At 38.4% G+C, this 14,943-nt stretch carries 13 protein-coding genes; 6 read left to right on the top strand and 7 right to left on the bottom strand.

Features of this window, described 5'->3' with window-relative positions; all coding sequences use genetic code 11:
* Positions 1–4: 4 nt before the first annotated feature.
* On the top strand, positions 5–2,218 hold the full coding sequence (locus ACNKXS_RS00935; RefSeq protein ID WP_417920123.1) for a TonB-dependent receptor: 2,214 nt from the start codon (positions 5–7) through the stop codon (positions 2,216–2,218).
* A gap of 10 nt (positions 2,219–2,228) precedes the next feature.
* The gene (locus ACNKXS_RS00930) at positions 2,229–2,594 is read left to right on the top strand and encodes a heavy-metal-associated domain-containing protein (RefSeq protein WP_417919241.1); all 366 of its coding nucleotides are present in this window, start codon (positions 2,229–2,231) and stop codon (positions 2,592–2,594) included.
* Between the two features lie 74 nt (positions 2,595–2,668).
* Here the strand turns inward: ACNKXS_RS00930 and accD are convergent, their stop codons facing one another.
* The 3 genes from accD to tamL form a co-directional block, all read right to left on the bottom strand.
* Complete coding sequence (gene accD / locus ACNKXS_RS00925; protein WP_417919240.1) at positions 2,669–3,526, bottom strand: acetyl-CoA carboxylase, carboxyltransferase subunit beta; 858 nt, start codon at positions 3,524–3,526, stop codon at positions 2,669–2,671.
* Between the two features lie 90 nt (positions 3,527–3,616).
* Positions 3,617–4,684 carry a class II fructose-bisphosphate aldolase gene (gene fbaA, locus ACNKXS_RS00920; protein ID WP_298528192.1) on the bottom strand — a complete coding sequence of 356 codons (1,068 nt, stop codon included), beginning with the start codon at positions 4,682–4,684 and terminating at the stop codon, positions 3,617–3,619.
* Positions 4,685–4,729: 45 nt separating this feature from the next.
* Complete coding sequence (gene tamL, locus ACNKXS_RS00915; RefSeq protein ID WP_470271282.1) at positions 4,730–7,288, bottom strand: translocation and assembly module lipoprotein TamL; 2,559 nt, start codon at positions 7,286–7,288, stop codon at positions 4,730–4,732.
* A 36-nt stretch (positions 7,289–7,324) separates the two neighbouring features.
* On the opposite strand from tamL, the gene ACNKXS_RS00910 reads away from it, so the two are divergent.
* Positions 7,325–8,065: a TrmH family RNA methyltransferase gene (locus ACNKXS_RS00910; RefSeq protein ID WP_417919238.1), complete on the top strand. Its 741-nt coding sequence runs from the start codon at positions 7,325–7,327 to the stop codon at positions 8,063–8,065.
* Here ACNKXS_RS00910 and porT read toward each other — a convergent pair.
* Together porT and ubiE are read right to left on the bottom strand one after the other, a co-directional pair.
* On the bottom strand, positions 8,052–8,759 hold the full coding sequence (porT, locus tag ACNKXS_RS00905) for a type IX secretion/gliding motility protein PorT/SprT (RefSeq protein WP_417919237.1): 708 nt from the start codon (positions 8,757–8,759) through the stop codon (positions 8,052–8,054). The two genes, ACNKXS_RS00910 and porT, sit on opposite strands and share 14 nt — an antisense overlap.
* A gap of 4 nt (positions 8,760–8,763) precedes the next feature.
* Positions 8,764–9,492 (bottom strand): bifunctional demethylmenaquinone methyltransferase/2-methoxy-6-polyprenyl-1,4-benzoquinol methylase UbiE, encoded by a 729-nt coding sequence (gene ubiE / locus ACNKXS_RS00900; protein WP_417919236.1) that lies wholly within the window; start codon positions 9,490–9,492, stop codon positions 8,764–8,766.
* Between the two features lie 131 nt (positions 9,493–9,623).
* Between ubiE and trkA the strand changes: the two genes are divergently transcribed.
* The gene (gene trkA, locus ACNKXS_RS00895) at positions 9,624–10,973 is read left to right on the top strand and encodes a Trk system potassium transporter TrkA (protein ID WP_417919235.1); all 1,350 of its coding nucleotides are present in this window, start codon (positions 9,624–9,626) and stop codon (positions 10,971–10,973) included.
* Positions 10,973–12,469: a TrkH family potassium uptake protein gene (locus ACNKXS_RS00890; protein WP_417919234.1), complete on the top strand. Its 1,497-nt coding sequence runs from the start codon at positions 10,973–10,975 to the stop codon at positions 12,467–12,469. The genes trkA and ACNKXS_RS00890 overlap by 1 nt, the downstream gene beginning before the upstream one ends.
* A 63-nt stretch (positions 12,470–12,532) precedes the next feature.
* Here the strand turns inward: ACNKXS_RS00890 and ACNKXS_RS00885 are convergent, their stop codons facing one another.
* Positions 12,533–13,720, bottom strand: a complete 1,188-nt coding sequence (locus tag ACNKXS_RS00885; RefSeq protein WP_417919233.1) for a pyridoxal phosphate-dependent aminotransferase — start codon at positions 13,718–13,720, stop codon at positions 12,533–12,535.
* Positions 13,721–13,878: 158 nt separating this feature from the next.
* Between ACNKXS_RS00885 and rsmG the strand changes: the two genes are divergently transcribed.
* On the top strand, positions 13,879–14,508 hold the full coding sequence (gene rsmG, locus ACNKXS_RS00880) for a 16S rRNA (guanine(527)-N(7))-methyltransferase RsmG (protein WP_417919232.1): 630 nt from the start codon (positions 13,879–13,881) through the stop codon (positions 14,506–14,508).
* A gap of 7 nt (positions 14,509–14,515) precedes the next feature.
* Here the strand turns inward: rsmG and ACNKXS_RS00875 are convergent.
* The coding region (locus ACNKXS_RS00875) for a T9SS type A sorting domain-containing protein (RefSeq protein WP_417919231.1) at positions 14,516–14,943 on the bottom strand (428 nt) is incomplete at its 5' end.

Here is a 14,943-nt window from a genome sequence, read left to right as displayed (position 1 = left end):
TCTCATAGTATTACTACTCCCTGCGGTAATTTTTTCCCAGGAAACCTTTAAGGGGAAAGTACAGGAACTGGGGACAGAAATGCCCGTGCCCGGAGCCAATGTTTACTGGCTGAACACTGAAGTTGGAACCATAACCGACTTTAATGGTGCATTTTCAATTCCGTATAAAAAGAACTACAATAAGCTGATCATTAGTTTTATGGGCTATAAATCAGATACTATTAGTATTAAAAATAATCAGGATAATTTTGTTCATGAACTAAGTCCTTCAGCAAACCTTGATGAAATAGACCTGGTTTCCCGTAAAAAAGCAACTTCAAGATCTTATCTGGAGTCTACGAATGTTATGAATATAAGCAGTGATGAACTTTTAAAAGCAGCCTGTTGTAACCTTTCTGAAAGTTTTGAAACCAATCCTTCCATAGACGTTAATTTCGCTGATGCTATTTCGGGAACCCGACAAATAAAAATGCTGGGACTAACCAGTCCTTATATATTAATTGCTACCGAAAATATTCCGTCAGTAAGAGGAGCCGCACAGGCTTACGGACTTTCCTTCACACCGGGAACATGGGTAGAGAGTATTCAGATTACTAAAGGAGCGGGTAGTGTGGTTAATGGTTATGAAAGTATTGCAGGCCAGATCAACGCTGAGCTTCAGAAGCCTGCAAATTCAGATAAACTTTTTATAAACCTTTATGGCGCCAGCAGTAAGCGACTGGAACTTAATACTCATTATAATACTCAGCTGAATAAGAAGTGGAGTACTGGTATCTTTGTACACGGAAACTCTCAGCAGGAAGAGCATGATGTCAATAACGACAACTTTCTGGATATGCCTTTGTATAATCAAATCAATTTGATGAATCGCTGGCAATATATCGATAACGAAAACGGGATCGTGGCATTTATGAATTTCCGCTATCTCAATGATGAAAAGCAAACCGGAGAGCTCGATTTCGATCCTGATACAGATAAATTAACCACAAATGCCTGGGGAAGTGAGATCAATACGCAGCGTTACGAGTTTTCAGGAAAACTAGGATATGTAAATCCAGAACTTCCGTGGCAGAGTATTGGAATGCAATTAGCAGTGAGCAATCATCAGCAGGATTCCTATTTTGGTCTAAGAGTTTATGATATAGAGCATAATAGTATTTATTCCAATATCATTTATAATAGTATCATTGGTGACTCCAGACACAAGATCAAAACTGGTCTTGATTTTACTCAGGATTCTTATGATGAGTTGGTAGAAGATACGGATTACGTTCGGAAAGATAATTCTGTAGGTGGTTTTTTCGAGTATAACTTTGACGATATGGATAAGCTCAATCTTACCGCAGGAGTGCGTGCAGATTATCACAACCGTCTTGGTTTCTTTCTTACTCCAAGAGTTCATGCGAGGTATCGACCTTGGGCGAAATCGGCTTTAAGAGTATCATTTGGTCGTGGTAAACGTGCTGCTAATATCTTTGCTGAAAATCAAAACCTATTCGCCTCTTCCCGGGAGATCAATATTCAAAGAAGTTCCAGCGGAGATATTTATGGTTTGGATCCCGAGATCGCCTGGAATTACGGAATTTCATATATGCAGGGTTTCAATATATTCAGTAGAAAAGCAGAGCTAATCTTTGATTATTATCGAACTGATTTTCAGAACCAGGTCGTCGTAGATTGGGAGAACCCACAGGAGATTAGTTTTTATAACCTGAAAGGGGAAAGCTATGCGAATAGTTTTCAAGCTGAATTAAGCTATAATCCTGCAGAGCGCCTCGATCTAAGAATGGCTTATAAATTTTACGATGTAAAAACTAAGTACCAGACTGGAACTAAGATCAAACCCCTTATCCCGGAACATAGAGTCTTTGCGAATCTTTCCTATGAGACCGAAATTAAAAAAAATAGTCAGTGGAAGTTTGATGCTACCTATAATTGGCTGGGTGAACAACGATTTCCGTCTACAGCCGCGAATCCAGAGGAGTTCCGGGTAGGAGAATATTCACCATCCTTAAGTACACTAAATGCACAAATAACCAGGGTTTTCTCAGGTAGATTTGAAGTTTATATTGGAGGAGAAAATATCACAAACGTTAGACAGGATCGACCAATTCTTGCTGCGGAAGATCCCTTTGGAGATTATTTTGACTCAACCCTTGTTTATGGTCCTGTTTTTGGTAATTTATACTACGCAGGTTTTAGATTTAAATTGAATTAAATAGAAGAATATGAAATATTTAGTGTTATTATTTTTTGTGATAGGTTCTACCAGTATGTTTGCTCAGGATCGCAATGCGAAGGCATCATTTCAAGTAGATGGTGTTTGTATGATGTGCAAGGATCGAATCGAGAAGGCAGGTATAACATCGAAGGGTGTGAAATTTGCCGATTGGAACTTAGAAACTCAGGAATTGCAATTGATCTTCAATGAAAATAAGACAGATCTAAAAACGATTCAAGGCAATATTCTGGATGCCGGGCATGATCTCGATAGCTTAAAAGCTACAGATGAAGCTTATGCTAAGCTTGACGATTGTTGCAAGTATCGCGATCCAGAAGTTAGAGAAGATCATGTTTCAGGAAAGATCGATTAGTCCTGAAGTACAGAAACAAAAAAACGACCTGAGAGATCAGGTCGTCTTTTTGTTCTGTAAACAGAAATATCTACTTATTTTCTCACTGGTTGATTCTGAATTAGATCAAGGTATAAATTCACCTTATTTTTCAATTCAGATCTATGTGTGATAAAGTCTAAGAACCCTTTTTCTTTCAGAAACTCTGAAGTCTGGAAATCCTTTGGAAGATCTTTCCCGGTAGTATCTTTCACAACTCTTGGTCCTGCAAATCCAATCAATGCTCCTGGTTCAGAAATATTAATATCTCCTAACATAGCGAAACTCGCCGTAGTTCCTCCAGTAGTAGGATCTGTGGCAAGGGATATATAAGGTATCTGTGCATTGGCTAGTTGCGCCAACTTCACTGAAGTTTTTGCAAGTTGCATCAATGAGAGTGCAGCTTCCTGCATTCTGGCACCTCCAGATTTGGAGATGATCATAAATGGAGTTTTATTCTGAAGTGCATAATCTGCTGCTCGAGCAATTTTTTCTCCAACAACAGACCCCATGGAGCCACCAATAAATTTAAAATCCATACAGGCAATTACCAGGTCTTTTCCCTTGGATTTTCCAACAGCAGTTCGTACAGCATCTTTCAAACCAGTCTTTTCCTGCGCCGCTTTAAGTCTGTCTGTGTATTTTTTAGTATCCTCAAAATTTAAAGGATCCTTAGAAGTGACATTCTTATCAAGTTCCTTGAAATTATTATCATCAAAAAGGATCTTAAAATATTCATTGCTACCAATTCTTACGTGGTATCCATCTTCCGGACTTACATAAAAATTGCTTTCCAGTTGTTCAGCATCTACGATCTTCCCGGTAGGTGATTTATACCACAGGCCTTTAGGGACATCTTTCTTATCTTCAGTAGGAGTTTGAATTCCTTTTTGTGTTCTTTTAAACCAAGCCATTTCTTTCAAATTTTAATCGTAAGGGTTGTCAAATTTATGGCAATAAAAAACAGTCTAATTCCGAAGAAAAAGACTGTTTAAAAATATTATTTATAATGTATTTACGTTATTAAGGTCCTCAAAAGCTTTCTTTAGACGTGTCTTGAAAGTCAATTCACCCTCTCTAACCCATTTACGTGGATCGTAATATTTCTTGTTAGGTACATCGTCGCCATCAGGATTTCCAATTTGTGTAGCCAGGTAATCCTTTTTAGCTCCCATATAATCACGAATTCCTTCCAGGTATGCATATTGAAGATCGGTATCAATATTCATTTTGATCACACCATATCCAATAGCTTCACGAATTTCTTCTACTGTAGAGCCACTTCCACCATGGAAAACAAAATCGATATGGTTTTCTTCTACATTGTATTTCTTAGTAATATATTCCTGAGAATTCTTCAGGATTTTTGGAGTCAACTTTACGTTACCCGGCTTGTAAACACCGTGCACATTTCCGAAAGCTGCAGCGATAGTGAATTGGTCACTCACTTTGCTTAACTCTTCGTAAGCATAGGCAACTTCTTCAGGCTGAGTATAAAGTTTGGAAGCATCAACATCAGAGTTGTCTACTCCATCTTCCTCACCACCGGTAATTCCAAGTTCGATCTCCAGAGTCATTCCCATTTTGGACATCCTCTCAAGATATTTTTTACAGATCTCCATATTCTCTTCCAAAGGTTCTTCGGAAAGATCTATCATGTGAGAACTATATAAAGGTTTACCAAATTGTTCGTAATGTTTTTCACTGGCATCTAAAAGTCCGTCGATCCACGGAAGTAATTTTTTAGCACAGTGATCTGTATGCATGATTACTGGTACACCGTAAAGTTTAGCCATTTCGTGCACGTGTTTTGCACCAGCAACTCCACCGGCAATTGCAGCCTGTTCTCCTTCATTCGACAATCCTTTACCAGCGTTAAATTGCGCACCACCATTAGAAAATTGAATAATAACAGGGGAGTTTAACTCAGCAGCAGTTTCCAGAACAGCATTCACACTACTTGATCCAATTACGTTAACAGCGGGAAGGGCAAAACCTTTCTCTTTAGCATAATTGAAAATCTCCTGAACTTCTTTTCCAGTGGCAACGCCCGGTTTGATATTGTGACTCATAACTTTTAGTTGATTATGTTCACAAAAATAAGAAAATAAACTGGCTTAGAAAGGATAATTGATTCCTACGTTATAAACAGCATGGTTGAAATTATACTCCTGAAACCATCGATCTCCTTCAGGTTGTCCTGGATCGTGAGTTTTAAAGCCGATATCAAATCTTAAGACAAAAAAGTTAAAGTCATAGCGAAGTCCAAATCCACTACCAACAGCTAATTCCTCAAGATCTGAAAATTCTTCAAAAACTACATCTTTAGAAGTCCTGGAGTCAAGAACGTTCCAGATATTTCCAACATCTACGAATAAGGCACCCTTGAACTGGTCAAAGATTCCGAAGCGATATTCTCCGTTGAAGGCAAGTTTAAGATTAGCTTCATTGAATTCCAGAATACTACCGCTGCTGCCGGGTCCAAGATCATAGGCTTGCCATGCACGATTGTCATTAGGGCCGCCGGCGAAAAAAGTCTTAGTAATTGGAATATCATTCGCATTGCCATAGGGTATGGCGATTCCTCCAAAAGCTCGAACAGCAAAGATCTGATCGTTTCCAAGATCCCAGTGTTTGATAAAATCCAGTTCGGTTTTCACATACTGTGAATAAGCCACCCCAAGAACTTTCTCATTACCCTGGTCGTTTACAGGATAGTTAAAAACATTGGAAAGGGCAGATAGAACATTCCCTGCGGTTTCCAGTTTGAACCTGAATCGGGAAAACTCTCTGTCATAAAGGTTCTCTCTCGTATTCCAGAGATAGGTGTAGCTGGAGGCGAAAATAAGGTTGTTTTGAGTGAGTCTTAGTTTTCGTTCATATATGTCTAGCGTATTCAAATAGTCTTCATTTTCGAGTCCCGTGTTGGTTCTGTCTTCGTTGATGACATAGTCTATAAAACCATCGGCCTCTTCTGGGATTTGCAGGTCACTTCCCGGAGTGCTGAAGTTAAAATTACTTCGCTGTGCAATAGAATTTAATTCTTCAAATGAATTTCGATAGACATTAAAGTAGTTTTCAGTATTTAAATTTCGAACGTATTGGATATTGAGTAGATCGAGGCTGTTAGTAAGCTGCTTGGATGGATTCCAGTTATAATTCAGGATTCCTGAAAATGTTTGCTTATCCAGACCAATATTTCGCTGGGAACTAAACCCGAGACTCATACTGGTAAAAGGTGCCATGTATTTCTTAATAAGCCTTTCCGTATCTATAGGTAAAAATATCCTCGGAAGGGTCAGCTTTAGATCGGCACCAACTTCAGTAATATCGAAAAAACGATTTTTATCAGCGCTGGCGGCTGCATCTGTTGATGACGCTATACTGCCGCGACCGGATAATTCAAGATTCTCCAGTCCGCCAAAAATGTTCCTGATCAGGAAGGAACCTCCAAAACCAATTCCGAATTTCTGAATATTACTTTGTGATACATCAAAATCGAAACCAAGCGAGTACTTTGGAAGCGGACTAAGAAAAATATTAGAGATCAATTTAGTATTGGTGCTATCTGAAGGATCTGGAGTATACTGAATATTGGGATACTTAAAAACTCGAAGTGAATTAAGTCTGTTATAGGTTCTTGTCCTGTCGAGATCACGATAAATCATGCCAGGTCTTATAAAAACAGCATCGGTAACAGCTTCCGGTTTGTAGCGCATTTCTTCAAAACTGAACAGCTCATAACGCCGATAAGTTGCACTGTCCAGAATCGGCATGTTACGGTTAGCGAAACTATAATCTGTGAAGATCTTTACTTTACTTATCGTATGGATCTTGAAGGGTGTTCTTGTGATACTGTCTCCTATATTATTCCGCTCATTCTTGATGATCAGAGTAGTGTTCAATTTGTGGTTTGTATCCACAGTATCTGCGTCGAAACTAATATATTCCTGATCAAAATTATAAACTCCATTATTTCTAAAAAGGTCTGATAATCTATCTCTTTCTTCGTTGAAAGCTATAGTGTTATACTGCGTGCCAGCTATGATCTCACTTTCGGTTTTGTTAGATTGGTAAAGACTATCCAGAGCTGGTGAAGCAATTTCTGTAGTAAGGGAATCAAGCGTGTAAGGCTTTCCCGGTTTGATATAGTATTCTACTTTAGCCCGTTTTTCTTTATTTTCTATAGGCAATACCTTGTAATCTGCTTCTACATTGAACCAGCCATTATTCCAGTACCAGGATTTCAAACGGTTGACAGACTTAACGGCCTGTTCTTTATTCAAAACGACAGGTGCCTCTCCAGTTCTTTTGATCCACTCATTAAACTCCTTTTTGGAATAAATGTATTGATCAAATTGTTTTTTGGATAGTATTGCTGTGAGACGCTTTCTTCTGGATTCGTTCTCAAGAAATTTTTCTGTAAGGATACTGTCAATTTCGGGCCGTGCTAAATTGTAGAAATGCAGTCTAAGAGGAAAACCTAATAGTTTGGTATTAGGTTCCTGGTAAAGCTGATTCTTAATTCGGGAATCCTTGACTAGTTCGTCATTGGCAAAGATTTCGTTTTTAACCAATAAATTTTCATCGGCTTCTAATCGTTTTACAGCATTACAGCTAAGGATAAGAACAGTCGTTAAAAAAAATAATAATATTTTTGCGAGAAGCCGTGTCAAGTATAATCGATTAGGGCTCAAAAATACATTTTTTGTATGGTAAGCAAAAGCCAGATTAAGTTAATAAAAAGTCTTTCTCAAAAAAAGCACAGGCTTCGTGAAAAGCTATTCATTGTTGAAGGAATTAAAGGGATAAAAGAGTTTTTAAGATCTGATTTTGAATTATATGCATTATTTGGCTCAGGTATTTTAGATGAGGTTCACGAGCGAGATTTCTATGAGGCGAACTCAGCCGATCTAGCCAGGATAAGCTCCCTGACTACTGCTCCAGATTATCTAGCAGTTTTCAGAATGCGAGAAGACTTACCGGTAGCAGAAAATGGACTGAAGGTAGTTTTGGATGGCGTTCGAGACCCTGGAAATCTTGGAACGATCATCAGGCTTTGCGATTGGTTCGGGATCACAGATCTTATATGTTCCAGAGATACGGTAGACTGTTTTAATTCCAAAGTAGTACAGGCCAGTATGGGTTCTCTGTCCCGTGTAAATATTGTATATACAGACTTGCATGAATTTTTTTCTAAAAAACATTCTTTCCCCATTTACGGAACTCTTTTAGAGGGTTCCGATATTTATCAAAGTGCGTTAGATGCAGAAAGTTTTGTCATCTTTGGAAATGAGGCAAATGGCATTTCTTCTGAAATTCAGAAATTAGTGAATCAGAAGATAAGCATTCCCCAATATGGTAAGGAGCAAAATACTGAAAGTCTCAATGTGGCAACGGCAACGGCTATTACGCTTGCGGAATTCCGAAGACAGGAGTCTATTGGAAAGTGAAGTTGATAAAAACTGCTCTTGAGGACATTGAATCTACGTTTTCTGTATAAATACTATTAGGATCATTATCTCGAACTAACTCATCGTTAATCGCGAAAACGCCACGAATAGACGGAGAAAATTTAAAATAGTACAAATAAATATCTATTCCGAAACCAAGTTCATAGTAGTAAGAATTCGTTTTCATCCTGAATTGTCCAGCAGAATTATCGTCAGGATTATTTTCGTTACTGCTAAGATTAATTGAAGTGCTCAACCCACCAACAACGAAAGGACGGAAATTGTTCAGACGGTTTGCATTAAATTTGAGAAGTAAGGGTAGATGTACATACGTGGAATTAATTTCCCTGAATGTATTGATGTCTGCACTATACAATTGAAATCCCCTGGTATTAAAATTTACACCAGGTTCAAAACGAAGATCAAAATGGTCGTTTAGCTTCAAATTACCAATGAGGCCTACATTAAAACCAGTACGAGTTTCAACAAGGTAATCTTTACCAGTAACGGTGCTTGGATTATAATCGATATAGTCAAAATCAAAATCGTAGCTATTAAAGCCTAGAAAATAACCCCATGACCATCTTTTATTATCGACGTTTGGTTGATTTTCAATACTCTCCCCAGAAAATAGCTGGGCGAAAGATGCATTTGAAATGAATAGAAAAAGGGCAATTATAAAAAATTTCTTCATGTATCTACTTTGAAGCAATGTATATAGTGGAGACTCCCAGAGTTTGAGGTAAGTCTCTCACATTAGTAAACCCGGTTTTCGATAAAATATTGTTGAACTCCTTACCATAAGGAAAACTTGCAGCACTCTCGCTTAGGTAGGAGTAAGCATCCTTGTCCTTCGAAAATAACTTTCCTATAGCCGGTAATATCATAGATGAATATATCTTATAGCCCTGTTTAAATGGAAATCTTGTTGGAACTGAAGTTTCCAGAACCACGAAAATACCATCAGGTTTTAAAACACGAAAAATTTCTGATAGTCCGAGTTCCAGATTTTCAAAATTTCGAACCCCAAAGGCAACAGTAATTGCATCAAAACTGTCAGCTTCAAATGGTAAATTTTCAGAATCCCCCTGAATCATCTCAATTTCAACATCCAGCTCTTTAGCAGCAATCTTTTTTCTACCAACACTTAACATTCCGTCAGACAGGTCAAGACCAACAATTCTAGACGCCCCGGTATTAGCCATTTGAATTGCTAGATCGCCTGTTCCGGTAGCAATATCAAGAATACTGTCAGGATTTGTGGCAGCAACTGCAGCAACAACCTTCTTTCGCCAGCTAACATCGGTTCCCATAGAAATAACCCTGTTTAGCCCATCATAGTTGTCAGATATATTGTCGAACATTTGTTCTACCTGCTTTTTTTTGGTGAGCTGCGAGTCTTTATATGGAGTAACTTTCTTACTCATAGGTGAAATTTGCTTCAAAGATAACTGATATGAGGAAAATAACGGATATTAGCCGATTTTTTATCTCTGAAAAGAGATTTTTCCTTTCTGCAAAATAACTTAACTTTGCTTTCACAATTTGAAGCTGTTATATGAAAATAATTATCGCCGGCGCAGGTGAAGTAGGATTTCATTTAGCTAAATTACTTTCCTTTGAATCTCAGGATATTACGCTAATTGACCCAAATAGAGATAATCTTGCTTATGCTGATACTCACTTGGATATTAGAACTATTAAAGGCGATGCCAGTTCCATCAGGATATTAAAGGATGCGCAGGTGAAACATACAGATATGGTAGTTAGTGTCACCTCAAGTGAGGCAACTAATATTACCGTATGTGTACTGGCCAAGCAGCTTGGAGCTAAAAGAACGATCGCCAGAATTTCAAATACCGAATATCTCGAAAATCAGGGAGAACTGGGATTCACTCGTTTCGGGATAGATGAACTTATTTCTCCGGAAGCTCTTGCTTCGCGTGAAATCGAATTGCTGTTGAACCAGTCGGCGTTTAATGATAGCTACGAATTTGAAGAAGGTGCACTAACCATGATTGGTGTGAGTTTATCCAGAACTGCGACCTTTGTAGGAAAGACAGTAAAGGAAGCCGCCAAGATATTTCCAGAACTAAACTTTGTTCCTATTGCAATTCAAAGATTTGGAACACAGTATACATTGATACCTAGAGGAGATACCCAATTTAAAGAAGGTGACCAGGTCTATTTTATCACTTTAAAAAATGGTGTAGAGGAATTATATAAACTAACGGGGAAAGTTCGACAGGATATCAAGAATATAATGGTTCTTGGGGGTAGTAAGATTGGTAGAAAAACCGCACAGGATCTTTGTCGTAATAATTTCAATGTAAAGCTGGTAGAGAAAGATCGTGAAAAAGCATACGAACTGGCTGATGAACTTCCCAACGTATTAATTATTAACGGAGATGGTCGCAATGTTGAATTACTGGAAGAAGAAAACATCCATGATATGGATGCTTTTATCGCTGTGACCGGAAATTCAGAAACTAATATTATGTCCTGTCTGGTAGCCAAATCCAAAAGCGTTAAGAAAACTATCTCTTTGGTCGAGAATATGGATTATTTTCAGCTAAGTCACTCTATTGGAATAGATACTCTTATAAATAAGAAACTACTGGCTGCCAATAATATCTTCCGTTATGTAAGAAAAGGTGAGGTCGTGGCGATGACCAAGCTGAATAATATGAATGCCGAGCTTCTGGAGTTTATCGTAAAACCAAATTCCCAGGTTTCAAATAAAAAGATCAAGGATCTCGATTTCCCACGTTCAGCAATAATTGGTGGAATTATTCGCGATGGAAAAGGTTTAATCGCTCTAGGTGATTTTCTTATCAAACCCGGAGACAGAATTGTGGTTTGTTGTCTACCGAGATCTATTAACAAAGTAGAAAAACTGTTCCTCTAATGCCCAGATTGAATTATCAGATAATTCTTCATGTGATGGGATTATTGCTGCTGTGTAATGGTGGCTTTATGCTTTTAGCAACCCTTGTAAGTTATATTTACGATGACGGTGTAACTCTTGAAATTTCAACCGCTGCTCTTGTAACATTATTTACGGGGACCTTGCTCATGTTCACTACCCGTGGCCATAGTAAAGAGGTAAAGAAAAGAGAAGGTTATATAATTGTAACTTTTGGATGGATCTTTATGGCCCTAAGTGGCAGTCTCCCTTACCTCATAAGTGAATCTATACCAACTTTTACAAATGCGTTTTTCGAAACTATGTCTGGGTACACCACTACCGGTGCCTCCATTCTTAATGATATCGAAGCGATTCCAAAGGGTATTCTATTCTGGAGAAGTTTAACTCATTGGATTGGCGGAATGGGAATTATCGTTTTAGCCATTGCGATCCTGCCGTTGCTTGGAATAGGAGGGATGCAGCTATTCTCTGCCGAATCCCCTGGTCCTAGCGCAGATAAATTAAAGCCTCGAATTACAGATACCGCCAAGCGTTTATGGCTTATCTATGTTTCCTATACGGTAGCAGAAACTATACTTCTATGGGTGGCTGGAATGACCTTCTTTGATGCCATCAATCACGCTTTTAGTACATTATCTACAGGAGGTTTTTCTACCAAGAACGCAAGTTTAGCTTACTGGAACGATAATCCTGCAATTCAGTATATTATCATTCTCTTCATGCTGCTCGCGGGTAGTAACTTTGTACTGAGTTATTTTGCTTTTAAGGGTCAGGTGCAGAAAATTCTGCATGATGATGAGTTTAAATGGTATATGTTTTTCATCTTCGGTTTTACGGCAATTTCAGCACTGGTGGTCTATTTCCAGGCAGATGTCACAATTTCAAGTATCGAGCATCCAATGGTTTGGGGTGAAGCCGAAAGCGCCTTCAGGCATTCTCTGTTCCAGGTTTTAACCGTGATAACCACTACCGGATTTGTTTCTGCCGATTATACGATGTGGACACCTTTTCTAACTATTCTCTATTTCGGATTATTCTTTCTGGGTGGTTCCGCAGGGAGTACGGCTGGGGGAGTGAAAGTAATGCGGCATATTATTATGATCAAGAACGGGATCATAGAATTTAAGAGAACCTTACATCCCAATGCAATTCTACCAGTACGATTTAATGGGAAGTCGATTAGTAAGGAGATCGTTTTTAATATCCTGGGCTTTTTTATACTGTATATGCTCTCCTTTATCATTGGAGCAGTAGTATTCGCAGGAATGGGACTGGATTTTCAAACGGCTATTGGAGGCGCTGCATCTTCTCTTGGGAATATTGGACCTGCTTTTGGAGGTTTAAGTCCCGTGAACAATTTTGATATATTATCAGATTTTGGAAAATGGTGGTCAGCTTTCTTAATGCTCATAGGTAGACTGGAACTATTTACTGTGCTTATCATATTAACGCCATTCTTCTGGCGTAACAGGTAATCTGAATTTATAGTACAAAAAAACCGGCGAAAGCCGGTTTTTTTGTACTGTGCATAATTGCAATTATGATAACACTTCTTTTATTCTTTTTATAGCTTCCTCAATCTGACTTTCACTTGCAGCGTATGAAATACGAATACAGTCAGGATTTCCAAAAGCTTCACCAGTTACTGTGGCAACATTCGCTTTTTCCAATAATAACATCGAAAAGTCACTTGCATTTTCGATTTTAGTATCATCGATCGTCTTTCCGAAGAAGGCCGAGATATTTGGAAACACATAAAACGCTCCCTGAGGTTCGGTAGTAACAAATCCGTCAATCTCATTCAAATGATCAATAATGAGCTTTCTTCTTGATTTAAAAGTATCGATCATATGACTAATCTTACTCACCGGCGCTTCCAGAGCAGTGATCACAGCCCGCTGTGCAATACAGTTTGCACCACTGGTGATTTGTCCCTGCATTTTATTACAGGCTCGAGCGATGTAAGCCGGAGCTCCAATATATCCAATTCTCCATCCGGTCATTGCGAATGCCTTTGAAACACCATTTACCGTTACCGTACGGTCATACATATCTTCGAATTGAGCCATGGAAGCATGATCGCCTACAAAATTAATATGCTCGTAGATCTCATCGCTAACCACCACTATATCCGGATATTTTTTGAGTACATCTGCGAGTGCTCTTAGTTCTTCCTTACTGTAAACCATTCCACTAGGATTACAAGGAGAACTATACCAGATCATCTTGGTTTTAGGAGTGATAGAAGCTTCCAGCTGTTCTGGAGTGATCTTAAAATTGGTCTCCACACTGGTTGGAACTTCCACTGGAACACCTTCTGCTAACTTTACAATTTCAGCATAACTCACCCAATATGGGCAGGGTAGTAGTACCTCGTCTCCAGGATTAAGAACAACCATAGCTACATTAGCCAAGGATTGCTTGGCACCGGTTGAGACAACAATCTGTGAGCGATCATAGGTAAGATCATTATCTCTTTTAAATTTAGAAATAATAGCATCCTTTAATTCAACATAACCATCGACCGGCGTATAGGAATTGTAATTATCATTAATGGCCTGTATTGCGGCATCCTTAATGAAATCTGGAGTATTAAAATCTGGTTCTCCAAGACTTAGGCCAATAATATCCTTCCCTTCCGCTTTCAATTCTCTGGCTTTCGCAGCCATTGCAAGTGTTTGGGATGTTGCCATCGCATTTATTCGGTTCGATAGTTTTTCCTGCATGTCTTTAATTTTTTAATGATTCTGAAAATGCTCCTTTATTTCGATGTAGCATCTGCTTCGGAAACATTTCAAAGTTATAATATTAAAATTTTCAGCTACTGTTTATTCAGAAAAAATGGACATAAAAAAATGCCTATTTTTGCTGAAAATTGAATGCTTTGGAACTAATAAAGAAATATTTCCCAAATTTAACTGAAGATCAACTTCAGAAGTTTGAAAAACTGGAAGAATTATATAAAGACTGGAACCTTAAAATTAACGTGGTGTCCAGGAAAGATATTGACGAATTATACATTCGCCACGTTTTACATTCTTTGGGTATAGCAAAGGTTCAGGCGTTTCTTCCAGGATCAAGAGTTCTTGACGTAGGAACCGGCGGGGGGTTTCCAGGAATACCTTTAGCCATCCTGCATCCCGAAACTAATTTTGATCTTGTAGATTCTATAGGCAAGAAAATTAAAGTGGTCGATGAGGTTTCAGAAGGTCTGGGACTCGAGAATGTGACCACTTATAATCAGCGAGTAGAAGATTTAAAGGGTCAGTATGATTTTATCGTAAGTAGAGCTGTAGCAGTAATGCCAACTTTTGTTCGTTGGGTGAAAGGTAAGATCGCCAAAGAAAGTAAGCACGATTTTAGAAACGGAATTCTGTATCTAAAGGGTGGAGATCTTTCAGAAGAATTACAGGATTACCGGACAGCCCAGATTTTTGAACTGTCCGCTTATTTTGAGGAAGACTTCTATGATACCAAGAAAGTAGTCTATTTACCCATGAAATATAAAGGTTAATTCCAGATTATTTGGTAATGATCACCTTTTTTGAATAGCTCTTTTCCCCAATATAGATCTTGACTACATACACTGCAGAACTCAACTTCTGTTGAATTCTTAGACTTATTGATTCTTCTGTAGGAATTTCGCTAAAGGTCATGATCTTTTGTCCAGAGACGCTGTACAGCTCTACAAAATCTATATTCTGTAGATCAGGATTGTATAGCGCAATTTCATCTGTCTGTCGAAGGTATCTCATATCCAGAAAATCAGGGTCTGATTCCTCTACTACTTCTGGCTTTTCTTCTACAACCTCTTCGGAAACTTCCTCTTCAAGCTTCTGAAAGACGATCTGGTATTTCTCGTTGAAAACACCAACACTATCTGTACTCACCGTATAATCAGATTTCATGAGATCGTGATACTCTTCGGTTGTTGTATCCAAAAGATATA

Origin of the sequence: Christiangramia marina (assembly GCF_048285865.1) — a bacterium.
Lineage (GTDB): Bacteria > Bacteroidota > Bacteroidia > Flavobacteriales > Flavobacteriaceae > Christiangramia > Christiangramia marina.
The sequence above is the reverse complement of the archived record's forward strand: the minus strand, read 5'-3'. Positions and strand labels throughout refer to the sequence as shown.